This is a genomic window from Paraglaciecola sp. 2405UD69-4, from assembly GCF_047525415.1.
GTDB lineage: Bacteria > Pseudomonadota > Gammaproteobacteria > Enterobacterales > Alteromonadaceae > Paraglaciecola.
In genome coordinates this window covers 544,398-568,950 of record NZ_JBLIXM010000002.1, presented here as the reverse complement: position 1 = coordinate 568,950, position 24,553 = coordinate 544,398, and the positions used below count along the sequence as shown (strand labels likewise).

Annotated in this window: 15 protein-coding genes; 8 read left to right on the top strand and 7 right to left on the bottom strand. The window is 39.9% G+C overall.

Features of this window, described 5'->3' with window-relative positions:
- Positions 1-238 precede the first annotated feature (238 nt).
- The 4 genes from ACMUMK_RS08920 to ACMUMK_RS08905 all read left to right on the top strand — a co-directional run bounded on the left by ACMUMK_RS08920 (position 239) and on the right by ACMUMK_RS08905 (position 5,389).
- Positions 239-2,512, top strand: coding sequence for a diguanylate cyclase (locus tag ACMUMK_RS08920; RefSeq protein ID WP_414700780.1), 2,274 nt, complete (start codon positions 239-241; stop codon positions 2,510-2,512).
- Positions 2,513-2,542: 30 nt separating this feature from the next.
- Positions 2,543-3,169 carry a PolC-type DNA polymerase III gene (locus tag ACMUMK_RS08915; protein ID WP_414700779.1) on the top strand — a complete coding sequence of 209 codons (627 nt, stop codon included), beginning with the start codon at positions 2,543-2,545 and terminating at the stop codon, positions 3,167-3,169.
- Entirely contained in the window at positions 3,162-3,581 is a 420-nt protein-coding gene (locus tag ACMUMK_RS08910; RefSeq protein ID WP_414700778.1) for a DUF1801 domain-containing protein, read from the top strand. Before ACMUMK_RS08915 ends, ACMUMK_RS08910 begins: the two co-directional genes overlap by 8 nt.
- Positions 3,582-3,691: 110 nt before the next feature.
- Positions 3,692-5,389: an alkaline phosphatase D family protein gene (locus ACMUMK_RS08905; protein ID WP_414700777.1), complete on the top strand. Its 1,698-nt coding sequence runs from the start codon at positions 3,692-3,694 to the stop codon at positions 5,387-5,389.
- Between the two features lie 72 nt (positions 5,390-5,461).
- Here ACMUMK_RS08905 and ACMUMK_RS08900 read toward each other — a convergent pair whose 3' ends face one another.
- Positions 5,462-6,328, bottom strand: a complete 867-nt coding sequence (locus tag ACMUMK_RS08900; RefSeq protein ID WP_414700776.1) for an MYG1 family protein — start codon at positions 6,326-6,328, stop codon at positions 5,462-5,464.
- 188 nt (positions 6,329-6,516) lie between these two features.
- Complete coding sequence (locus ACMUMK_RS08895; RefSeq protein ID WP_414700775.1) at positions 6,517-7,086, bottom strand: TetR/AcrR family transcriptional regulator; 570 nt, start codon at positions 7,084-7,086, stop codon at positions 6,517-6,519.
- 137 nt (positions 7,087-7,223) lie between these two features.
- On the opposite strand from ACMUMK_RS08895, the gene ACMUMK_RS08890 reads away from it, so the two are divergent.
- Both ACMUMK_RS08890 and ACMUMK_RS08885 read left to right on the top strand, forming a co-directional pair.
- Complete coding sequence (locus tag ACMUMK_RS08890) at positions 7,224-8,270, top strand: efflux RND transporter periplasmic adaptor subunit (RefSeq protein WP_414700774.1); 1,047 nt, start codon at positions 7,224-7,226, stop codon at positions 8,268-8,270.
- On the top strand, positions 8,270-11,314 hold the full coding sequence (locus ACMUMK_RS08885; RefSeq protein ID WP_414700773.1) for an efflux RND transporter permease subunit: 3,045 nt from the start codon (positions 8,270-8,272) through the stop codon (positions 11,312-11,314). The genes ACMUMK_RS08890 and ACMUMK_RS08885 overlap by 1 nt, the downstream gene beginning before the upstream one ends.
- 68 nt (positions 11,315-11,382) lie before the next feature.
- Here the strand turns inward: ACMUMK_RS08885 and ACMUMK_RS08880 are convergent, their stop codons facing one another.
- The 3 genes from ACMUMK_RS08880 to ACMUMK_RS08870 form a co-directional block, all read right to left on the bottom strand.
- Positions 11,383-13,746 carry a TonB-dependent receptor gene (locus ACMUMK_RS08880; protein ID WP_414700772.1) on the bottom strand — a complete coding sequence of 788 codons (2,364 nt, stop codon included), beginning with the start codon at positions 13,744-13,746 and terminating at the stop codon, positions 11,383-11,385.
- A gap of 277 nt (positions 13,747-14,023) precedes the next feature.
- Positions 14,024-16,270 (bottom strand): heparinase II/III family protein, encoded by a 2,247-nt coding sequence (locus tag ACMUMK_RS08875; RefSeq protein ID WP_414700771.1) that lies wholly within the window; start codon positions 16,268-16,270, stop codon positions 14,024-14,026.
- A gap of 265 nt (positions 16,271-16,535) precedes the next feature.
- Positions 16,536-19,580 (bottom strand): TonB-dependent receptor, encoded by a 3,045-nt coding sequence (locus tag ACMUMK_RS08870; RefSeq protein WP_414700770.1) that lies wholly within the window; start codon positions 19,578-19,580, stop codon positions 16,536-16,538.
- Between the two features lie 745 nt (positions 19,581-20,325).
- On the opposite strand from ACMUMK_RS08870, the gene ACMUMK_RS08865 reads away from it, so the two are divergent.
- Together ACMUMK_RS08865 and ACMUMK_RS08860 are read left to right on the top strand one after the other, a co-directional pair.
- Positions 20,326-21,567 carry an Nramp family divalent metal transporter gene (locus tag ACMUMK_RS08865; protein WP_414700769.1) on the top strand — a complete coding sequence of 414 codons (1,242 nt, stop codon included), beginning with the start codon at positions 20,326-20,328 and terminating at the stop codon, positions 21,565-21,567.
- Positions 21,568-21,679: 112 nt separating this feature from the next.
- Entirely contained in the window at positions 21,680-22,756 is a 1,077-nt protein-coding gene (locus ACMUMK_RS08860; protein ID WP_414700768.1) for a class I mannose-6-phosphate isomerase, read from the top strand.
- A 111-nt stretch (positions 22,757-22,867) separates the two neighbouring features.
- Here the strand turns inward: ACMUMK_RS08860 and ACMUMK_RS08855 are convergent, their stop codons facing one another.
- On the bottom strand, positions 22,868-23,950 hold the full coding sequence (locus ACMUMK_RS08855) for a polysaccharide lyase family 7 protein (RefSeq protein ID WP_414700767.1): 1,083 nt from the start codon (positions 23,948-23,950) through the stop codon (positions 22,868-22,870).
- Positions 23,951-24,054: 104 nt separating this feature from the next.
- Positions 24,055-24,543, bottom strand: coding sequence for a gluconokinase (locus ACMUMK_RS08850; RefSeq protein ID WP_414700766.1), 489 nt, complete (start codon positions 24,541-24,543; stop codon positions 24,055-24,057).
- Positions 24,544-24,553: the final 10 nt, after the last annotated feature.

Here is a 24,553-nt window from a genome sequence, read left to right as displayed (position 1 = left end):
TAAATTTACTTGGTTTGTTGGTTTTAGATCTACAATGGTACTACTAGATTATGTAGAACTTTCGCGGTTTGTGCCGTTACACCTTTAGATTTTGGACAACAAAAATATGCGTTATTGCTTTATTAACCAATGGACACAGTTAATTACCACTAAACATATCAAGTTTACTCTAAGTCAATTCTCCTCCTTTTTTAGCCAAGTCTTACATTCCTTGATTTTTGTAGTTGCAGTGACTTTTATGTCTGCTGTTCAAGTTCAAGCTAATGATTTACCTGCTGAATATTCCAATCTGTCTGCCGCTGACCTCTTTAAAAAAGCCGAGGCCCTTGAAAAGCGCGAACCTAAACTAAGTGAGCAGCTGGCAAATAAAGCCGTTGGTCTGGCCAAAAAATCAAAGAACGACATGTTAGCGGCGCAGGTTTATTTTTTCTTGGCTGAACTTGCGGAAGACGCTAAAGATTATGCATTGGCGTCTGAATACTTTTTAGAAGCATCGGATATGTATAGCAGTGTTGACGATCCACAAGAAAAACTAGAGTCGCTACTTGGATACGGAGAAATGCTAGTTAAAGCTAAACGCTATAAAGATGCTTTAGCGCTCACCGACAATCTTCTTCCTTTAGTAAAAGACTATAACAATGAGTTGTTTATTGCTCGTTCGTTAATAGTGAGGGGAGATAGTTACTATAGATTAAAGGGCTACAAGGAGGCAATTACAGCTTATACAGAGGCGGTAACCTACTTAACTCGTGAAGATGATAAAGTAAAAAAACGCCTTGGTACTACTTATAAACAGCTAGCACAATCTTATAAGCGCTTAAAAGACAAAGAGAAAACAGCCGATTATTATAGAAAAACACTGACGATATTCACTGAACTTGGGGATGAAAGGTTAATGGCTCGGACCTTAAATACTCTAGCTGAAGCTGAGCGCCACCTTGGTAACTTTATGGTTGCCTTAGAGTATTCATTAAGAGGTTTAGAGTTACATCAGTTATTAGATGATCCAGAGGGGCGAGCAAAAGCTTTAATTGGCGCCGGTATCATTTATCGGAATATTAGTCGCTATGAGGCATCTTTAAAGCATTTTCTACAGGCCAACCAATATTACACCCAAGTAAATGATATTGTGGGAATGGCTAAAACGTCTAATCAGGTAGGCTTAATTTACACTAAATTGAAGCAATTTGAGCAAGCTAGATCTTTTTATGAAGTCACCGTTGATTTTCCTGAAGGTGAGGTTGACTTAAATACCTTAGCGTCTGCGTACAGAGAGTTGGCGGTAATAGATTTAGATAGTGAAAAATTTGAACTTGCAAGAAGCAGAGCATTAAAAGCACTGCAAATATACAGGTCTACCAATGCCAAAAGTAACCAAGCCCTTACGCTAAGAATTATTGGTAATACCTATCGTGACGAAGGGGATGAGGCAAACGCTTTAAGCTATTACTCTAGCTCTTTAGCTTTAGCCAAAGAAATCGGAAGCAAGATCTATCAAATAAAAGCACAAACGCCAATCGCTGCACTTTTGATTGACACAGATGTAGAAGAGGCTATTAAGTTACTTAAGCGCTCCGTTGAACTAGCCACCCAAATCAATGAAAAATACCAAATTTTGTATGCATATCGTGTGCTGGTAGATGCTGAAAAGGCTAGAGGGAATATCGCTCATGCCCTTGAATATTCGCAGCTAGAAAATGACTTGATTATGGAAATCAATAAAGAAGATGAAGATAACCATGTCGCAATCGTTAAGGCGAGCTTGTATTCACATAAAATGGAAGTGGAATTGAAGGCCTTAAGGGAAAAAGCCAAGCTTGATAAACTGGAGTTGGAGAGAAAAAACAACGAAATAGAAATTGTTGGTCAAGCGAAAGTTATTTCGGACTTAGAGCTTACCAAAAACAGATATGCGACAGTTGCTTTGTTATTGTTGTTGGTGGTTTGTTTAGGTTTAGTGTTATTGGTTTATCGAAGATTTACTGACTCTAAAAAACTAAACAGGGAGCTAGACTATTTGGCTGCCAGAGATCCCCTTACTAATTGTTATAATCGTCGTATATTGTTTGAGCTTATTAATCGAGATTTTGCTGGCCCTGAGCCTATGAATGAATATTGTGTGGTCATGGTAGATATAGATCACTTTAAAAAGGTAAATGATACCTACGGCCATAGCACAGGTGATGTTGTGTTGCGAGGTGTGGCAAATGCCATTCAAAACACAGTACGCCAAAACGATATAGTAGCCCGCTATGGTGGTGAAGAGTTTTGTGTGGTTTTACCGAATGCGTCGCAAAAGCAAGCTATGCGTATTGGAGAAACCATACGTGTTAATATCGAAAACACTAAGTTTGAAGATGTTAAAGTCACAAGTAGTTTAGGTGTTTCATCTATCAAATTTAACGCTCGCTCTCCTACAGAGCTTATTGCTCAAGCAGATGATGCCTTGTATAAGTCTAAAGCCTCTGGGCGTAACCAGGTTACTCTGTGGAGTGAATCATTAATTAAGTAAGCCTAAGTTTTGGCATTGAAGGCCCAGAATATGAGTGATGCTAACACTGTAGTTGTTCTTGATTTTGAGACGACTGGCTTGTCGCCTGACTATGGTGATAGGGCAATAGAGATTGGAGCAGTAAAGATTAATCAAGGAGTAGTGGTTGATAGATTTCAGGGGTTGATGAATCCGGGAAAGCCTATTACTGGATTTATAGAGAATTACACAGGTATCTATAACCACATGCTTAAAGATGCGCCACCTTGTGCCGAGGTGATGCAGCAGTTTTCTGAATTCATCGGCGACTATAACCTAGTTGCCCATAATGCCTCATTTGATAAGCGTTTTTTAGATGCAGAGTTAGCTGCCATTTCTCAGCCTTATTCTGGAGAATTTGCTTGCTCTATGTTGATGGCACGGCGTATATATCAAGACGCACCTAATCACAAATTGTCCTCTTTAATTCATTATAGGGGGATTGAATCCCAAGGTGAGTTTCATAGGGCTTTATACGATGCTGAAATGACGGCTAAGTTTTGGTTAGTCATGCTGGCAGATATAGAACAACAATTTGCGCTCCCTGCTGTGCCTTTTTCCCTAATTCAGACTCTGATGAAAACACCTAAACAGAAAATTGCTAGAGTCATAGATAATCAAAGACCTTGTTATGGCTGAAAATAAAACCCGAGCTACAGACGCAAGCGTACTAACCTTTATTGACTCTATAGAACATAAGCAAAGGTCTGCAGATGCTTTAGTGTTACTTGATATATTTACTGAGGTGACACAGCAAAAAGCAGTCATGTGGGGGGAAAGCATAATAGGGTTTGGTGCGTATACTTATCAAACAGCTGATGGCAAAAAGCATCAATCGTTACGTGCTGGCTTTTCACCTCGTAAACAAAACTTAGCATTATATATTATGGTTGGATTTAGCTCCCTAGAAGCTAAATTATTAGGCTTAGGAAAATTCAAAACCGGAAAATCTTGCCTATATATCAATAAATTGTCTGATGTAGACCAAGGCGTATTGAGGGATATTATTGAACTATCTTTTGATGAAATGGCGACAAAATACCCTCAATAACTGATTTATCTACAATTAGGCCAGCTTTTAAATTTAAATGTTTTCGTTATAAATATGTCATATAGCGTCTTTATGATACCTGCAAATATTTTCTATTTGGACAGGTTTACATGTCGCAATCTCTATCTCGTCGTCACTTTTTATCCTTATCAGCCACAACCATAGGTGGTATTGCGTTATCTACTAGCATGACAGGGTGTGCAATCTCTAGTTCTAGCACTGATACCTTAAGTGATATTGATTTTAGCCATGGTGTTGCCAGTGGCGATCCATTAAAAGATGCTGTGATACTTTGGACTAGGGCATTACCTAAGGATAATCGCTCTAACGCTAGCCTTGCTTGGGAGTTATCAACTGATAAAAGCTTTACGAATATTATCCGGTCTGGCGTTGTGCTTGCTTCAGAGTCTCGTGATTACACTGTAAAAGTTGACGTTCAAGAGCTTAGTCCAGCCACCGAATACTTTTATCGTTTCAAAGGACGTACCCAAACAAGTACAGTTGGTCGTACTAAGACACTGCCAGTGAATGATCCACAGCAGATTAAGTTTGTTGTGGTGTCTTGCTCGAACTATCCCGCAGGTTATTTTAACGCCTACCAAGAAGCAGCTAAAACACCTGACTTAGATGCCGTACTGCATTTAGGTGATTACATTTATGAATACGATGCTAAAGGGTATGCCACAGAGCGTGCCGCTGAAATAGGTCGAGAATTTGCAGATGATAACTTAGGGGAATTATTGACCCTAAAAGACTATAGAAATCGTTATGCTATTTACCGTACTGATGAAGGGTTGGCAGCATTGCACGCAGCAGCGCCCTTTATAGCAGTTTGGGATGACCATGAAGTAATGAACGATACCTGGTCTGCTGGTGGTGAAAACCACAACCTGGGTGAAGGTGACTTTTTTGAACGCAGAGCAGCCGCAATCCAAGCCTATTATGAGTGGTTACCTATTAGGCCGCCAAAAGGTGAGTTACAGCCACATATTTATCGTACCTTTGATTTTGGTAAATTGTTATCGCTGCACATGCTAGATACCCGGGTTATTGGCCGTGACCAGCAGCTTAATTATGCTGACTACATGGATAAGCAAACCAAACAAATGGATACTAGTCGTTTTATTGCTGATTTGTATGATGATAATAGAAGTTTGTTAGGTAAAGAGCAGTTTAGTTGGTTGGCGAATTCTTTAAAGGATTCACAAGCAAAATGGCAGCTTTTAGGGCAACAAGTTTTAATGGGTAAAATGCATATTCCTGCGGTAATGCTAGGTAACTTGGGCAAACAAGACTCGGCGGCGCTCACCAAAAAACTAACTATTATTAAGTCGCGCTTGCTAGCAGGTGAGGCATTAACGCCACAAGAGCAGAGCTTAATTAATACAGTATTACCTTACAATCTAGACGCTTGGGATGGTTATCCTGCTGAAAGAGAAAAACTGTACGCAGAGGCAGCAAAACTAGGTAAAAAGCTAGTGGTCGTAGCGGGTGATACACATAATGCATGGACAAGTCAGTTAACAGATAAGGCAGGTGGTATTGTAGGTGTTGAATTTGCTACCCCAGCGGTTACCTCTCCGGGGGTAGAGACATATCTTAAACTAGATGAGCAGGGAGCCATGCAAACGGCGCAGGCATTAACTTTGTTAATTGACGACTTACAGTATTGTGATTTACGTCAAAGGGGTTACTTGGCGCTAGAGATTTCTGAAAGTGGGATCAACGCGAACTGGACTTTTATTGATAATATTTTATCGACCGAGTATCAGGTAACTAATACCCATACAGTTAATTACTCAGTGTGATTTTTTAAGATAACTTAAGCGTAAAAGCTAAAAAGGGAGTATTGCACTCCCTTTTTTATTAATATTGAGTGTTTATTGTAGCGCTATGGAAGCCATCCTCATGGTGCTTTCAAAGGAGTTAGCACCTGCGATGAACAAACCATTGTGACAAAACATAGCATCTGAGATACCAGTCACTTGCTGTAACGCTTCATCTGACAGGCCTGCCCATGTTTTCGGTAGTGACTTTCTATTTTCAAAGGAGCCGGGCTCAACTGGAACGGTTTGAATGCGCCATTGACCTGTATCCGAAGGATAGATAACGAATAGAGCTTGTTCTGATAATGCATGAACTGTTTTTTTCCAAGGGGTGTACTTCTCTAAAACAATAACCCTTGGATCCGCCGCTTTTTGTATGGCTTCTGCTACGATTGACTTGGCGTTTATACCACCACTGGCTGCTGCAATAAATCGCGTTAATATTCGAGAGGCAAAGGCTACGGCTTCGTTAAAGCAGTCGTCGTATGGAGTGTCTTCTTGCCAAGTAGGGTTAAACATTGAAATAGTTTGGCTGAGGCTAATACCTTCAGATACTCCCTCTGCGTAGCCACAGTCGATGGCATCAATAGTAGATACTAAACCTGCATCTATCGCATCTGCTACTTCTTTATCATTGCCACAAAGCTCAACACCGTATTTCTGCCAAATTAAGCCAAAAGAAGAGTAGGGGATACCATTTTCACGAGCTCCAGCTCCCCCTCTTTGGTGGTGATCAAAACGACCAGTTTGAGGATCATACTCTCCCCCTACATCTATCACTATGTCAGCTTTGGCTATGATGTCTTTGTCTCGCGTGCGCACTAGGGTGCAGTTTGGGTAAATATTTTTAATTGCCGCAACGCTAAATACGTCATCTGCATGAAAATTACCACTGTGGGTAACTATGGTTTTGTTAGTCATTATTGTGTAGCCAAATTTGAAAGGAATAGGACGGTGTGGAAATACCGTTTCTTTTTGAATGTTAATTATTATTAAAACTTACCAAGGGGATTTTATACGAAATTCCCCCTTAAAAGCAGTGAGACCTAGTGAATTTATAAAAAACAATTGTTATTGGTAATTTAATTGCTCGATTATATTGGTAATGGTTAAAGAGTGCAGGCAACTTCATAGACATCCAGCGTCATTTTTACAACTTGATTAGGATCGTCTGCTGAGCTTGATAACATTATGCCTTCTGCTAATAGCTCTATGTTAGTCGCTAGAGCTTCGGCATTTAAACCTATTTTGTTGAGGCTAAGTTGTCCATCTTCAACCGCTTGCTGTATGCGTGTTTGAATGGCACGCCTTGTTTTAACGCGGCTTTGTTCTAGCAAGTCTTGACAGTAAGATTGGCCAGCGAAGACCAAGTCTGACTTGATCATGGCATTGGGTATGCTGTCGAATACTTCAGTGCAGCGTCTTGCTAAGAATTCGTAAGTGTCTACCCAAAATAAACCTACTTCATTGGTATATTTTTTAATTTCAGCGTCTTTCTCTAATAGATAATTTTCTATTGTGGCTCTAAATAGCTCTTCTTTTGATGAAAACTGTTTATGAATAGTCACCCTAGATACGCCGGAGTATCGGCTGATCATTGCAATACTCGCGGCACTGTAACCGTGTAAAAAGAAGCATTCTTTGGCGGTATCAAATATTTTTTGGGTACTCTTTAGCATTTATCTCTGCCTTAATTCAACCTAGCTAGTTTACCAGAATAAGATCTTCTTTCAATCAAGTTTACACTTAGTGTTAATGTGTTAATATCTCGCCCAGTTAGTTGATGTGCAATTGGCGTAATTTTTTGGAGAGTAGGATGAAGCAGTGGATTTTTATAGGTCTGATAATCTTGTGTCAGAGTTGTAGTGAATCAGAGGTGGTTGAGGTAAAAGAAGAGCCAGTTGTGGTGCAGACTTTTACTGTGGTTGAAAAACCAAGTAATGATATCTATGAGTTTCCTGCTGTTGTGTCTGTAGTTAAAAGTGTGGAGCTTAGGTTTGAAGTGGCAGGACGTTTGATTGCCACAGATTTAGTGAAAGGACGAAAAGTTAAAAAAGGGCAGGTTTTAGCTCAAATTGACCCAGTGCCTTACGAGCGTAAAGTCAAAGACAGAGAAGCTAGGCATGAACTTGCAGCAAACGATTTAAAACGTATCGAAGCTTTATATAAAACTGGCGGGGTATCTCCAAGTGCTTACGATAATGCCAAAACACAGTTCGAAACGACTTTATTAGATCTTAATAATGCCAAGCAGGACTTAAGTTATACCAAGGTAACTGCTCCCTTCGACGGTTTTGTATCTGATAGATATGTTGAAAATGACAGTTATGTTCAGGTGGGTGTCTCTATAGCGACAATTCAAGACCGCTCGAGTTTGTATTTCTCTTTTGATGTGCCAGAGCGCGTTATGACATTAAATAAAGGTAATAGAGATGTGGTTGCAACCGCTCGTATTGTGGGCATAGAAGACCAAGTTTACCCTATTCATTACGTTGAGCATCAAGCTACGCCCGATCCTGTGACACAAACCTATAAAGTGACATTTGGGATTGATAATGCGCAAGAAACTATCTTTAATCCTGGCTCCAGAGCTATGGTGAAAATAGAAGAGCGCGGAACCCGAGGAAAAGTCATAGCGGTTCCTGTTTCTGCAGTATTTGGCGATGAAAAGTCAGGTTTTGCTGTGTGGTTATATGATGATAACAGTAACAAGGTAGTTAAAAAAGCTGTTACTGTTAACGGTTTGGTTGGAAAATTGGCCTTAGTAAATAGTGGCTTACAGGCAGGGGATAAAATTGTATCTGCCGGTATTAGCTTGATGCGAGAAGGCTTACTTGTTCGTGAATATAAGGCTGAACCGTAATGGATATCGCTCGTTATTCACTCACAAAGCCGGTTAATATTTGGTTGCTAGCCATAGTCTGTATTATAGGTGGCTTGATAGCTTTAGGTAGTATTGGCAGGTTAGAAGACCCTGCTTTTACCATTAAAGAGTCAATGATAATGACCTATTATCCAGGGGCGAATGCTGAAAAAGTTGAAAAGGAACTAACAGAGCAAATTGAGATAGCTTTGCAAAAAATGCCTCAATTAAAACGCCTTAAATCAACCAGTAAACCTGGTGTGTCACAAATTAGAGTGGAGGTGTTATCTAATTACGATACTGCAGAGTTGCCACAAATATGGGATGAACTAAGAAAACGTTTACGTGATTTAAGCTCTTCTTTACCCCTCGGTACCAGCACGCCTTTAGTTATCGATGATTTTGGTGATGTTTATGGCCTGTATTATGCGCTTACAGCCCCAGAGTTTACCCCTTACCAAATCAGAGAGTTTGCAAGAATTATACGCCGCGAGCTATTGACCATAGACGGAGTGGCAAAAGTAGATGTGAATGGCATATTGGAAGAGGAAATTGTCGCTACATTCGACCAATACCAAATTGCTGGTTTAGGTTTGTCTTTCCCTGATATTACCCAACTTCTAAATAATAACTTACAACCCTTTACTGGAGGTAGGTTACTCATAGAAGGCAAACAAGTTAGGATATCTTTAGCTGACTCATCCAATAGAATTCAAGAAATAGGCGATTTATCTATCGTTTTACCGGGGAATAACGCCTCTATTAAATTAAAAGATATCGCTGATATTAGTATTCAACCTGTTGAAATTCCTCAAAGTGTTATGCGTTATAACGGGAAGGACGGTATTACTTTCGCCGTATCTGCTAAATTTGACGTGAATATCGTAGATGTGGGCAAAAAGGTAAATCAGAAAGTCGAAGAGGTGATGAAGTCCCTCCCTGCTGGAATTGTGGTTGAGCCTTTGTATGACCAAGCAGGGATAGTAGAAGAAGCGGTAGATGGTTTTATTGTAAACCTAGAAGTATCTGTACTTGTTGTAACCCTTGCCTTATGTGTATTTATGGGATGGCGCTCTGGTGTGGTGGTAGGCGTGACTTTGCTGATCACCGTACTTGGAACTGTATTACTCATGTGGTTAAGTGAATTACGTCTACAGCGTATTTCATTAGGTGCCATGGTCATTGCGATGGGAATGTTAGTTGATAATGCCATAGTGGTTGCCGAGGGCATGATGATGAGAATGGCCAAAGGTAAGTCTGCTATGGAGGCAGCCAGCTTCATTGTTAAGCGAACCCAGTGGCCACTATTAGGCGCAACTATTATCGGTATTATGGCTTTCTCTGGTATTGGTTTGTCTGATGATGCCACAGGTGAGTTTTTGTTTTCTCTTTACGCTGTGGTGTTAATTTCTTTGCTATTAAGTTGGGTATTTGCGGTGACGCTTACACCTTTACTGGGGAAATACTTTTATAAAGTTGGTGAAGAAGTAACTACTGAGCCAAAATTGTCTGCAATGTCTAGAGGCTATTTAGCATTCTTAAAACAAGCCCTGCGTTTTAGGTGGGTAAGTTTAGTGGTATTAATCGTTATTACTATTACTGCTTACGCCAGCTTCGGAATGATTAAGCAGGGCTTTTTCCCGCCTTCTAATGCTCCGGTGTTCTTCGTAAATTACTGGAGTCCACAGGACAGAGATATTCGTGAAACGGAAGTCAATATGATAGCGGGTGAAAAGCTTATCTTGGGCGAACAAAATGTTAAGTCTGTGGCTACTTTTGTAGGCCGCGGTGCTGAGCGTTTTACCTTGCTGTATGGTCCAGAATTGCCTAACGAAAGTTACGGTTTATTTTTAGTAAGAGTGGAAGACGCAGCGGATATTCCCGCGACATCAGCTGCGCTAGTTGAAAAGTTACAAGAGGTAGATCCCGAAGGGCGTTTTTACGTGAAAGTAATACAGTTTGGCCCCTCTGCTGCAGCTAAATTACAAGTTAGGTTCTCAGGTCCAGACCCTGCTGTGCTTAGAGATTTGGCGGCGCAAGCCAAAAATGTCTATATTAATGATCCTTCAATCACTAGTGTAAGAGATGATTGGCGTGAAAAAGGCTTTATTTTAACGCCACAATACGACGAAATTACTGCTGGTTTAGCTGGCGTATCTAGATTGGATTTCTCGGAAGCTATTCAGTTTGCAAGTAGTGGTTTGCAAATTGGAAGATTGCAATTTGGTGATTATCTGTATCCGATTATCGCAAAAACACGACTACAAACTGATCCAGATTTGTCTGATATACAAAATAGTTTGGTGTGGAGTAGCAGCCAAAGGCGATATATTCCATTTCAACAAGTATCCAGTGGTATTACATACGAAAGTGAAGAGTTGCTTATTCAAAGGCGAGATCGTGTAAGAACGATTACTGTTTCAGCAGAGCCAGGCGAAAATGACACCGCTGGCGCGGCATTCGCCAGAGTACAGCAGCAATTAGAAGATATTGATTTACCTATTGGTTACTCTCTGGAGTATGGCGGTGAGTATGAAACAGCTAATGATGCCCAAAAAGCCTTAGGAGCAGGGTTGCCTCTAGGATTTTTAGTGATGTTTTTAATTAGTGTGGTGTTGTTTGGGCGAGTGCGCCAACCGCTAATCATTTGGTTAATCGTCCCTATGGCGATAGTGGGTGTGGTTGCTGGTTTATTAACAGCTGATATGCCATTTGGATTCATGTCTTTGCTAGGTTTCTTGAGTTTGTTTGGTATGTTGATTAAAAATGCCATAGTGCTGCTAGAAGAAATCGACTTGCAAATTGGTGAAGGGAAAGAGCCTTTACATGGTTTGATTGAGGCAAGTGTGAGTCGTTTACGGCCTGTCGCCTTGGCTGCTATCACCACTATCTTAGGGGTAATGCCGTTATTGTTTGACCCTTTCTTTGCTGATATGTCTGTCACTATTATGGGAGGTTTAGCCTTCGCAACTTTATTAACTTTGGTTGCTGTTCCGGTATTCTATAGTTTGTTTTATCGGATACCTTTTAGGAAAGATTATTAGTCTTTAGGAAGTGTGTTAATGGGCTAGCATCAGGTCAATCGATGCTAGCCTTTTTATTATAATGTGACTTAATTTCCAAAAGACATTGAAAAGTTTACGCCAACGAATCTAGGTGGGCCAGCAACAAAGGTAGGGTTACCAAAACTGCCCCCTGTATTGCCTGCGTCAACTAGGTATTCTTTGTCAAACAAGTTGCTAGCAAACAAACTTAGTGACCAATTGTTAACTTCGTCTGTAATGCCAATTCGAGCGTTTACTAGGCTAATGGCGTCTTCGCTAATATCTAGTCCAGAAATCGGGGCATTATCAGGCTCAAAGAATATATCTGAGCGATAGCTGTATACTAAAGAGCCCGTTAAACTGTAGTTGTCTGATAATTCTTGGGTATAAGAAACACCGGTACTTGCTGTCCATTCTGGCTGTAAACGGAAGCGGTTTCCGGCCAATTCACCATTGTCGCTGTCATCATCTATTGTGGCGTCAATGTAAGCTAGGTTTGCAAATACGTCGAAGTTATCTCCAAGTAACGCCCTAATTTCAGATTCAAACCCAAGGTTTGTAGCTGAGCCCGCATTGGCAGTGAAAAAGTTGCCAGCGTCATCTTGCTGTGTAACTTGAAAGTCTGAGTAATCTTGGTAGAAAATAGATGCAGAGTAGGTCACAGAGCGATTTAGGGCTTGTCCTTTGATGCCAGTTTCGGCATTCCAGATGATCTCTGCAGGTACTAAGGTAACATCTGCTACAACATTGCCATCTTCATCAGTTGTAGAGCTTACATCTAGTACTTCTGAACGACGGCCTTTAGAGATAGTTGCGTAGATATTGGTTTCGTCGCTTAATTTATAAAGCACATTAAAGCGCGGTAACCAGTCGTCAAATTCATCACTGGCTTCTAAAATTACTCCGTCTGTATTGACAACTGGTAACAGCGGCGCAGGTGCACCAATGTTCGTTAGGATAAGTGAGTCTGGCGCAACTGAGCTATAACCACTGGTTTTATCTTCGCTGATGTAGCGAATACCTGCAGTCAGTTCTAAATCTTGGCTAGCGGCATAAGTGAAGTCAGCAAATACAGATAATGAATCGGTTTCGCCAAAGTTGCTGAAAACAGCTGAGTAGGGTATTTCAGTTAACGCCCCTTCGGTAAGGACAGGAGTTAATTGGTTCACTGAGCCATCGTCATTGATACAAGGTATACCTGTACCTAATGCTCCTAAGCAGTTTAAGTATATAGACTCTTCTGTGCTAAATGGAACAGCTTGGCTGCCATCTTCAGTAAAGTAACTTAGGCCCGCGATAGTCGTAAGCTTTTCACCTGTGTGTAAAAGCCTTATCTCTTGACTAAACTGATCGCCTTTTGCGTCTTCTGCAAACTCTAAAAACCATGCTTGAGTCCCGTCTGCGTCAAATACTTCTAATGAATCAAAGCTTCGGGTTGCTGATATTGAAGTCAGCGTTAAGGTGTCAGATATCAACCACTCAAGGGTTAAGTTTAGGTCGTCGGTTTCTCTATCTACGCCTAGTTTTTCAGCACCAAACACTTCTAAAGAGTATGGGCTACCTGACATTTCAACAAAGCTAAATGGGCTGGTGTCGCCACCGGTTGGTGCATAAATACCGTTTTTAAATGAAGTACCCGAATCTTGGTTTTCTTCGTGTGTATAGGTTAAGTCTGCGGTAATTGTATCTGTTGGCAAGAACCGTAATGAAGCACGGTATGCTTTACGCTCAATGGCGTGCATATCGTCTTGCTGCGTGCCGTTTGGTGACTGAGAGTTTTCATCACCAGCAATGTTTTTAATATAGCCATCACGTTTACGGTAGCTTAGTGCAAATCTTCCTTGGAGCTTTTCATTGCCTCCAGTTACGTACCCTTTTAATTGTTGAGAGCCATAGTTTCCTGCGCCCAGTGTCACTGAGGCTGAAAAGTCTTCTTCTGGTTTATTGGTTATCACACTTAAGGCACCCACTGAAGCGGCGGTACCAAACAATGTTGCTTGAGGGCCTTTTACAACCTCCACTCTTTGGATGTCGAACATTTCAAAGTATGAGCCTCGCGAGCGAGATATGTCTGCTCCATTATAATAGATTGAAACGCGAGGTGAAGCTTGCGATGAACCACTGTCAGAGGTGATGCCTCGTATTACAAAACCGGGGTTATTAGGGCTTTGTTCTTGGATCACAAGTCCTGGTGTGATTTCTGAAAGTGTATCTAACTCATTGATGCCTATTGCGTCCAAAAAGTCACCGTTATATGCACTAATACTTGCTGGTACGTCTTGGATTGATTGCACACGCTTTTGAGTTGTTACTGTGATTTGTTCTATCTGTTGCTCAGTTGCTTCTTGAGCATAGCTGCTAGCGCAAAGTGCAGAGCTAATCAATAAAGATAACTTACTTAACTTAAGAATAAGGGGTTGAGTATTTTTCATATTTTAGTTTTCTCTGTGTGTGCCAAGTGATGGTATTTCTTGAAGGAGGCAAAACTAAAAGTTTTGTAAGACGTTTCCATGACAGAAAAGTGACATTATTGTGAATAAGAGAAAAATATTAAGTTGTTGTTACTTATGGACTTTATGTTTGTGTGGTTGACCAGTTGCCGCTAAGACGTTGGGAAAATTTGTTGTTTAATGGAAGGAGAATAAAAAAACTCTAAGTATCAAGGCCCTTGATACTTAGAGTTTTAAAGGGAGAGTCTAAGTGTAAAAACTACTTATCTCCGAAGTAATAAGGCCCTTTCCAACGATAGGTTTTGCCATCAATTTTCAATTTATGTTGTTTAGACATAGACGCATTTTTGTTTGCTAATATGAAGATATTTGTATGTCCTTTAACATCTTCAATAGAGACTGCTGTGTATTTTGAGCTTTCAAGTACAAGGTTAAGTTCAGCTATGCTGCTATTTGAATTAACAGAAAACTCTGATACAGGGCTGTAACTACCATGGGGCTCAATTACAGATACAAAGCTGGTGTCTGCTGTATTGTCTCTGCGGATCATCAAAGCCGCTTCTCTTCTCAAATTAAAGTTAGGATCGTTAGCCCCCATTCTGGTGAACAATAACTCATCATTTTTATTTGTGGCTGTTGTAAGCGTGTAGTATTTGCCTTCACCTAACCATGAAAATTGCGTGCTATCACTTGATGGCTTGCCTTTGCCTTCAAGATACAAATGTTGGTAGCCATTTTTCTTGCCTAACGGTTTTAAGGTTTCTGGTGATTCATAGTCAAAGTTATCACTCAATACTTGACCCATGAAGTAGAAAGGGAAGTCATATTTGTTTTTCTTGTCCGCTTGAACTTTCATAATGTCTAGTAGAAACGGCTTTTCAAACCCATCTGTTTTAATGAGTGCCATGGTTCGGTGCATGTTAGTACCTGGGTAGGCATTTTCTTCAGTGGCGCTGACTACTTGTACATCTTTGTTTGAATCATCATAAAAATATAACTCAGAATGGTGCTGGCTAGCGACTTGGTACTTACCGCCAAAATGCATCTCTTCATTTTGAGACAGGGTGTTATGAGCAATTGTTGTTTTTGCCCAGGTTTTGTTTTCTTTAAGATAGTTACCACCGCCTTTTTGGCCAATGTTAACGAATCGAGCTAATCCATAATCTTGAATAACTTCATCACCTTTCTCATATAATGAAAAAGAAAGTTTATCGTAATGACCATGACTTAAGCCCTGTGCCGCATACTTAAATACTAAAGTTAAGTCTTCATTGCCGTACCTAAGTACGCCAATACCACCTTGTTTACCGTTTTGACCATCTCTTAGATTTAAAGAGTTTTTAACAAAGGGCTGAGCTTTACCGTCGCGGATCCCCATAGCCACTGCAAGCCCTGATTGGTCTAACAAAACTTCGTTTTGTTTTTCAACAATACTGAGTAATTGTGGGTTTTGGCTCCCATATTGATAGGCAATATCAACTGCAGTAACCAATTCAGGTGTGTAATAAGACATCCCTTTTTGACCATCGTTTAGAGGGAAAAACTCTCCGTCTGCATCAGTCAAACTCAGTAAGGCGTTCACACCCTTTAACAAAACATTGTCCTTATGGGAGAACACATTCATTTCTGGTTTGACATTTTCCATGGCTAAACCAAAAATTAAGAACGGATACATGGCATAACGCTGATAGTAAGGACCTTCAGTGTAATAGCCATCAGGCGAGAAGGGGTCTTCTAGGTTAGCAAGAAAACCTTTCTTTTGACCTTCAACTTTTATGGTGCCGCCGTCGTTATCCACGCCGCCTACTGGCAGTCCATCATCTTCGATTCCGTATAATGCTCTGTCTAGTAACTCTTCATCATCCATCACCAAAGCTATCATGCCAACAGCGGCATTACCCCAAGTACTATGGTTGTGTACTCGGTTATAAAATTTAGGGTTTTCTAAAGAAATATAGTCCGCAAAAGGCCTAAATAGGTTGTTTTCTAGCTTATCTCGTTCTTGCTCTGAAAGGGTATCGTAAATAGCATCGTAAGCTTGAGCCATGTAAACCAGCCAATTACTGTCGTTCAAGCACTGCCAAAATAACTTGCCTCTTGCGTAAGAGCGTTCTTGTGGGTGAGGGGGTAAATCTTTGTACATAGCTTCGTACTGAAATAACATATCGCGAATATATTTGGCGTATTTGTCATCTTCAAGAATTTGATACAGCGCTCCGGCTTTCTGAGCTATTTTAAAGTTTAGTTTGTGTCTTTGGTGGGTGTAACCACCCGAAAAGTCTTTTGGAATGGGTGTGTCAATACCCCACGCTATCTCTGCATCTACTTCTTCTTTTACACTTTCTAAGGTGGCGTCGAAGAGAGGAACGCTCCCTAAATTCTTTCTAACTTTTTCCATCCCAGCTTTTGTCATTATTAGATTAGGGTGTTCTTGAGACTGGACTGTTAGCGGTATATTTAGTGCTGCCCCTATTACTAATAGGGCTGCAATTTTAGTTTTGATCATTGACAGAGGCTCCGATTTTTTATTTGTAAGGTATCTTCTCATTTTTTGCAGGTACGTAGTTCTGCGTAATGATTGTTATTGTTGATTTACCTATTAGATAGGACATTTGTAATCTTACCATTTAAAGTGAGATCTTTGATGAAAACTTTAACTTAATTAATGGGTTATCTAACGTATTTGGTTCTCTAAAAAAGCTAACCCCAGCATAAGCTGGGGTTAGTTTTATATCTATATTCACATGAAGTGAATCTTATGAAGCGGTACCTTAGAAACGGTAGCTAGCTCCAAATGTAATACGACGGTCTGTGATACCTTGAGCACAAAGTAGTGCGCCTTCGTTTACACAAGATTGTGTGATATCAGATTCAGTTAAGTTAACTGCTTCAATACCTAGGTTTAACTGGTCGTTAACATCATAACTTACGCTTGCATTAAGCTGGCCTCTGTCATGTGTTACAACAGGGAAACCTAAAGTAGAGTTAAGAGATGCACCAGCTGCAGTATCTTCTGTACGGAAAGCATCACGCCATGTGTAACGAACTCGAGCTGAAAGACCATATTTTTCATAGAAAACTGTGAAGTTATATGCATTTTCAGAGAAGTCTAATAAACCTTGCTTAGATGTTACTGTCACAAAGTCAGCGTCATCGTAGATGCCGTTAATAGCGTTAAATACATCTGTACCACGAGTAGCAGAGGTATACACTGCTGAGCCACCATCAAATTCCTGAACGGTATAGTTAGCAATAACACCGAAGCCTGATGCCCAACCTAACTGATCTTCAAATGAAGACAAGTCATATTGAACGGCCATCTCGATACCAGTTTGCGTCACTGTAGAAGAGTCATTGAAACTAGATTGACGATCAACACACAAACCTAGTGTATCTGGGTCACCTAACACGTTAGGTTGTACTGATGGGTTATAGATACCAGCAGAACAAGTAGGGCCTGGCTCTCTTAAACCATTCGCATCAAGAACAGCAGTATCTAAGCTTGTAACAAATAAGTTAGTACGGTCTTTCTTGAAGTAGCCAATGCTAACAACGGCAGCTTCTGCAAAGTACCATTCTGCTGAAAGGTCGAAAGAGGTTACTTCTTCTGGCTCTAGGTCAGGGTTACCGATTTCAACCGCTGAGTTTTCATTGGTCCCAAATGTTACCGAAGTATTCAAGTCACCAAAGTTTGGACGTAAGATATCTTGTCCCCAACCTAAACGTAACACTACATCATCATGAACATCAGCAACTAGATTCAAACGAGGTAGAGTATAGCTATAATCACCTTTGTTTGTGGTAGGGATAGTAACACCATTTACAACACTATTTGCACGAGATTCAATGTCTGTTTCAATGTGACGAACACCAAAGTTACCGCGAATCATTTCATATTCAAAATTTGCTTGCGCATAAATTGCGTGAGTTTTCTCTTCAATTGAAAATATTGCAGTATCCGATGGAGTTAGGTTTGCCACATCAACAGCGTAGTCAAAAGTAACACCTAGCGCTTCTTGCTCAGCTCTATGCTGTAATTGAGCTGCTTCTAAGGTCGCGATTACCCCGTCAGGGTCATTAAATGCTTTTTCAGGATCAACAATTAAGAAGTTACGGAACGCTAACTCTCTACCATCTGCTTCACCAAAGTTACTTGGTCCGGCTACAAGAAGGTCTGAGAATAGTGAACCATTTGCACTATCAATCATGCGGCTGAAACCACCAATACGGTCAGATATAGTTACTGAATCATGTTGGGTTTTATTATAACGATAACCAAAATCAATTGACGTTATTATTTCAGTATCTAAGAAATAAGTTGAATCTACTCTAAATGCGTCCTCAGAGTTATCTGTAGTACTTCTGCTGATGTCTACTTGGTCTAGAACAACATTGTTAGGATCTAAAAGCTCGGCAACTGTAGGAGCATAAATTGAATCAAAATCAACACCAAAAGTTAACGCCCCACCTGTTAAGTCATAAGCAAAAGGTACACTGTTGTCATTGCTTGAGCCATCAAGAGGTGTCAATGGATTAGGGTTAATAAAGTTTAATTGTGTATTTAGTGAAGGCGTCACTGTATCCGAGCTAGCGCTTGAAAGTTCTGCACTAACGAATAAGTTGTCACCTTGCCATTCACCGCCAAGTCTAAAGATTTGTGTGTCAGTTACACGAGCACCGGTATCACTATTAAAACGTAGGTTAGGATCATCATCATCAACCGCTAAATTTGGCTCAATTGAACCAACAACTGCAGCTTGAATGCTACCTAACTGAACACCGTCTAGAGAACCAAAGTTAACAGTTTCGAATTCGTCAGGTAACGTATAATTAAGAACACTACTTACACCAGATGCTTGAACACGAGTACTTTCTTGACGGCGTTCTTGTTCTGTAATTATGGCATCGAAAAAGAACTTCATATTGTCGTTTGGTGCGTACTCAAATGTAGCAGCAAGGTTAGTTGTTTCGTATTCGAAGTTTTCTAATTCTTGGTTTAAGAATTGAATACCTAAGAAGTCAAAATCTTGAGCAACAGGGCGGTTAGTTACTTGATTTTCCAACTCTCCGCTTCTTACTACATCAGCATTAACATTTTCTACTAAGCTACCGTCACGGTCTAAACGAGGGCGGAAAGAGGTTGCTTCTTGTCTTGTATAACTACCACTAATAACTACACCAAATTTACCTGAGTCTAGTTCCCAGTTGTCTCCGTACGCGCCGGAAATTCTTGGTTGGATACCATCAGTAGTTAAACTGCTGTCTTCACCTTGGATTCTAAGTGAACCTAAAGTTTCAGTTAATTCTAGTGGGCGAATCGTACGAAGGTTGATAGTACCACCAATAGAACCTTCTGTAGTTTTAGCTTGAGGAGATTTAGTTATTTCAACACCAGCGATAATGGCTGCTGATAAATCTTCAAAGTTCATACCACTACGGCCTGCTCCAGACCCAACTGTAGACGCACCATTTATTTCAACACGGTTCGCATTACTACCACGAATTTGCACACCAGTACCGATACCCGCTGTTCTAGTAATTTGAATACCTGTTACGTTTTCAAGTACTTCAGCTAAGTTTTGATCTGGCAACTTACCAATGTCTACGGCTTCGATAACTTCGATAAGGTTGTTAGTTTCTCTTTTTTCTAGAAGGGCACTGGTAAGAGATGCACGAATCCCTGAAACCTGAATAACTTCAACATCTTCCGCAGATTCTACCTCAGCTGTAGCTTCTTGAGCATAAACCAATGATGGCATGGCCAGCGCAGTAGCTGATAACATCGCCAAGGTGATTTTTGATAGTTTGTGTGTCATGTGTGTCTCCTGGTGCGTTGTAGGAATAAAATGTAGGTAACCTTACGCCGCATAGTTGGTTTTTAATTTTCTGTACTTTGTAGCTACAGCATTCACAGGTGTTGAACATATTGGTCACAGCTGTATTACAAAGCTGTTACAAATTATCCATGAAAATAAATATTGGTCAACCTCTAATCCGAGCCAAAATACGAAATTTTAACAACTTATGTATTACCAATCTGTTATTTTTGGACATACCAATCAGGATGCATTGAATCGGTTGATTTTATTAAATGTCTTTTAAAACAATGTTTTATGATTGTTTTTGTGGTTCTTTATAACGTTTAAAGTATTGTTTTATGTAAATAAATGGTTAATTTTCTGTGTTTTCTTATAACGATTATATTGGACTAATGTATTAGTTGTTTTTAAACATTTTTTTTACAAGTGTGCTTTTTTGGATGTTTTTCTGGTTTTATTTTGAGCTGATCGGTTGAATTGCGACCTGGTTTGGGTTGTTTGCATCCCGTCTGAAATATTGGTTTGTTAAAATGCAGTAATGTTTTTCTAAATCTTAATTCACTAAAAGCTTACTTTATTTTTTTAATTCTATTATTCAGTTTGTAGTGTATTAAGTGCTTATTGACATAGGTAGTTAACGGTCTATACAATTCATTAACAATCTACTAAACCGTTTTACTCCTTGTGGTTCGCGACATAGAGTGAAGTGCGTCAATCACCTACAGTGTTGGTATCTATAATAATGAATAATTTTAAAACCTTCTTTAAATCACTTTTACCAGGCATATTTTTGTTTGGTTTCACTGTTGGCACGGGAAGCGTCACATCAATGGCTAAGGCTGGAGCTGATTATGGTATGTCATTGTTATGGACCATCTTTTTATCCTGTGCAATCACTTACTTTTTAATTTCTTTGTTCGGTAAATTTACGTTAGTCACTGGCTTGACTGCATTGCAGTCATTTAAAAAACATATTCACCCAGTGGTTAGTTTGTTTTTTATCGTAGCTTTAACTACTCAAATATGCGGTAGCGTCATTGGTGTGATGGGGATATTAGCTGATGTGTGCTACGAATGGTCAAAAGGCATAGTAGAAGGTGGGGTTAGTCCAGTATATTTTGCATTGTTCTTTATTGGCTTTGTTTACGTTATTTTCTTAATTGGTAAGACAGAAGTGTTCGAAAAGGTATTAGCACTTTTTGTGGCAATAATGGCGTTATGTTTTTTGATTAATTTCTTTATTTTGATGCCTCCAGCAATGGAGATTCTCAAAGGTATGGTACCTAATGTCCCTGAAGCGAGTGCAAATAAAAGCTCATTCTTGGTTATTGCCTCTATGGTTGGCACTACAGTTTTCTCTGGGCTGTTTATATTAAGAACTATATTGGTCAAAGAGGCTGGTTGGACGTTAGCTGATTTAAAAGCTCAGAACAGAGACGCATTATTCTCAGCTTTTTTAATGTTTATTGTGAGCACTTCAATTATGGCAGCGGCAGCAGGCTCTTTATATGTAAAAGGTATTAGCTTACAGAATGTAACCCAAATGATTAATTTATTGGAGCCTTTAGCTGGTGCTTCAGCGGTTGCTATTTTTACAATTGGCTTAATCGCTGCTGGTGTTTCGTCACAGTTTCCAAATGTGGCGTTATTACCTTGGCTGTTAGATGATTTTCATGAGCGTAAACCTAACCTGAAACGTACAAGTTATCGTTTAATGACCTTGGTTATTTCATGCTTAGGTTTAATTGTGCCTATTTTTAACGCCAAGCCAATTGCTGTAATGGTGAGCTCTCAAGCATTTGGTGCGTTGGTTTTACCTGCAACAGTTGCCTGTATCTATTTTGTAGGTAATAAAAAAGACTTGATGGGGAACAACAAATTCTCTGCAGTTACTAACGTATTCCTGGGGTTAATTTTCTTGTTTGCCCTAGTGATGAGTTATATGAGTTTAACTGGTATTGTCTCTATTTTAGAGGGATTGTGATACTGTAACCTTCAATATCTTATAGTGCTCCCATTATTCATTGGGAGCTCGTTTATCCCAATTTATCTTTTATTTCGTTGAATAAAACTGTGATGTATAACGGAGCTTTTCCATGAGTCAAATTATTAAATTTAGTGCCAATCGAGTATGGCGTACTTATCAAGGTGGTAAGTTATTAGATGTTATTGAAGGTAAGGATAAACCTGAAGACTCTAGTTTTCCTGAAGATTGGATTGGCTCAACCGTTGAGGCCCGTAACGTGGGTAGAGAGCATATATCTGAAGGTTTAGCTATGGTTAAAGATTCAGATGGGAAACCCATTGCCTTTCGTGATTTATTAAAAAGTGATCCTGAGTATTTTTTAGGTAAAGACGGCGCCAGTTCGCGCTCAATGGATGATATTCCATTGGTTAAATATTTAGATAGCTCGACTCGATTACATTTTCAAGCCCATCCTACACGTGAGTTTTCACAGCAACGTCTTGGTATGCCTAGAGGAAAAACTGAGGCTTACGTGATTCTAGAAACCCGAGAAGATGTTAGCGAGCCCTACATATATGCAGGTTTTCAGCGTCCACCTAGCCGGGAGCAATTAAAACAGTGGATAGAAACACAAGATATCGCCTCAATAGAAAGTTGTTTTGATCGTATCCCTGTAAAACCTGGAGATGTATTTTTATTGCCAGGGGGCCGACCTCATGCGTTAGGAGAGGGGATTCTGATGTTAGAAATTATGGAGCCATCAGACTTAGCAGTAAGGTTTGAGTTTGAGCGTTGCGGCTATGTTATCCCTGAGCAAGCGAGATTTATGGGCAAAGGGATTGAAACCGCGCTAGATGTTTTTAACTTTGAACCTGTAAAACCAGAAGAGACAGATGCGGAATTTAGGTGTGAGCCAACAGTGCTAATGAATGACCTTAAAGGCAACCGTTTAGAATTATTAATTGGCGCAGACAAAACTCCTTGTTTTACCGTAAGAAGGGCTTCAATTAACGGCAAGTTTGAACGTAAAGAAGAAGCTTTCTTTTATGGCATAGTCACTAATGGATCTGGGGCTATTAAAATTAATGACGAAGTCATCAAGTTAGAGCGTTGGGAGCGATTCTTTTGCCCTGCAGGTATTACAGATTTTGAATACGAATCTGAGTCTGGTATGTCTATTTTGGAGTGTTATCCAGGCAATACCTAAGTAAACAGTTTGCGGCTTTAATAGTCGCTAGCTCTTTGTAAAAAATTAGAGTTTTCATCAAAAAAGGGAAATGGTTCAAACCATTTCCCTTTTTCATTTGCTTGATTTAAATTAGTTTTGAGGCTTTTTAGCAGGGCCAGTCACTAATTTCATAAAGGTTACTTGTGCATAGTCACCATTTGCTTTATCGGTTTCCCAATCGCCTGTACCTAAGCATGCTGGGTACCAAAATCCTGGGTCATCTTTGATGCTACATTGATCATAAGCACCTGCTTTAAAGAAGTTTCCGTCTCCTGTGTATCCATTAGGGTGATCTAGCTCATCTACTTTGCCATAGGCATCAATATTATCAGCAAGGTTAATTTGATAATTCACTGTTCCTAGGCGTTCACTGATAAATGTCAAATACATGATGTTTTCATATACATTGACTTCGTAGCTAAAGGTTTCATTTAAAGCAATACCTTTATCTCCGGGCTCGCTGCTGTCTAACCAAGAGTTGCCCCATACTGGGTAGCTAATATCTTTTCTGTCTGGATTTTCTTTTTCTAAGTTACGTTCGTAATTCCAAAATACTGATCCATAATCGTGATTTGGCCATTTTTTAAAATAGATCTTTAAAGGCTCATTCCCATAACCATAGCCTTCTCCTTGGGCAACAAACTCTGGATCTTTGGTGGCATGGATTTGACCAACTACTACTGAAAATGCTGGGGCTTTATTCGGGTATTTAGCGCGTTTAGCAACATGGTTTACTTGCAAGGTTGCTTGTAAGTTGCCACCAATCTGGCCATATTTTTCTGCGTCTTTATTAGCCAAAATCGTAAAGTTATTATCGTATTTATCCCCCTTATCCTGAAGGCCTGAAACTACTTGATGTAGCTCACTACGAGTATTTGAGGAGTTAGGTGTAGTAAAGGCTTTATTTGGTGTGGCAAATACTAAGTTATTGTCTTCATTGAGGTAAAAGTAGTCGGGGTGTTGATAGGCTTGAATAGCTGTGGTGCTAATAGAGTCGACTTTTCCATCGTTGTTTATATCTGTTGGAATAGTTATTTTCCAGTGGCTTAGATCAAACTTATCTGCGGGTACGCTTGCTTGACTGGCTTGGTCGTCAGTGGAGTTGCAAGAAGCTAATACCATAGTGCTTAAGGCCACTGCCGATAAGCTTGTTATATTTTTCTTTAGGTTCATTATTTCTACTCTATTGTTTTGAAAGCTGTAGGGTCATATAAACAGTAAATCATGTTTTTGGATATTGGTTTTATTTATGAATTATAAGGTGATGGTTTAAGAGTTTAATCTTTACTAAGTAGCTTTAATAGCTTGTTTATTATTTCACTTGGTGACTTTTGAATATCAATTGTCCAGCCATAGTCTGGGAGCTCAAGTGTATCGAGTTGTGAGTCTAATAATTGAGGATCAAAGAAGTGGTCATTCCGTGAATTTAACCTTTCTAGTAATAGCTCTCTAGAACCATTAAGTAAAACCCACTGTATGTTAGTTTTACACAAAGAAGCGAGAGTTTGGCGATATCCTTCTTTAAGGGCTGAACAGGCTAACACCGCACCTTTTTCATTTTCCCAGTCAGAAATATGTTGTGCGAGTGACGCTAGCCAAGGCTGCCTATCTTGATCGTTTAAGGGGTTTCCATTTTTCATTTTTTGTATATTACTTTGAGGGTGAAAGTCATCACCATCATAAAAGGGTAGGTGGAGTTGCTGAGCTAACTGATACCCAATGGTTGACTTCCCCGTACCAGATACACCAAAAACGATCAAAATCACGGCTCTACTC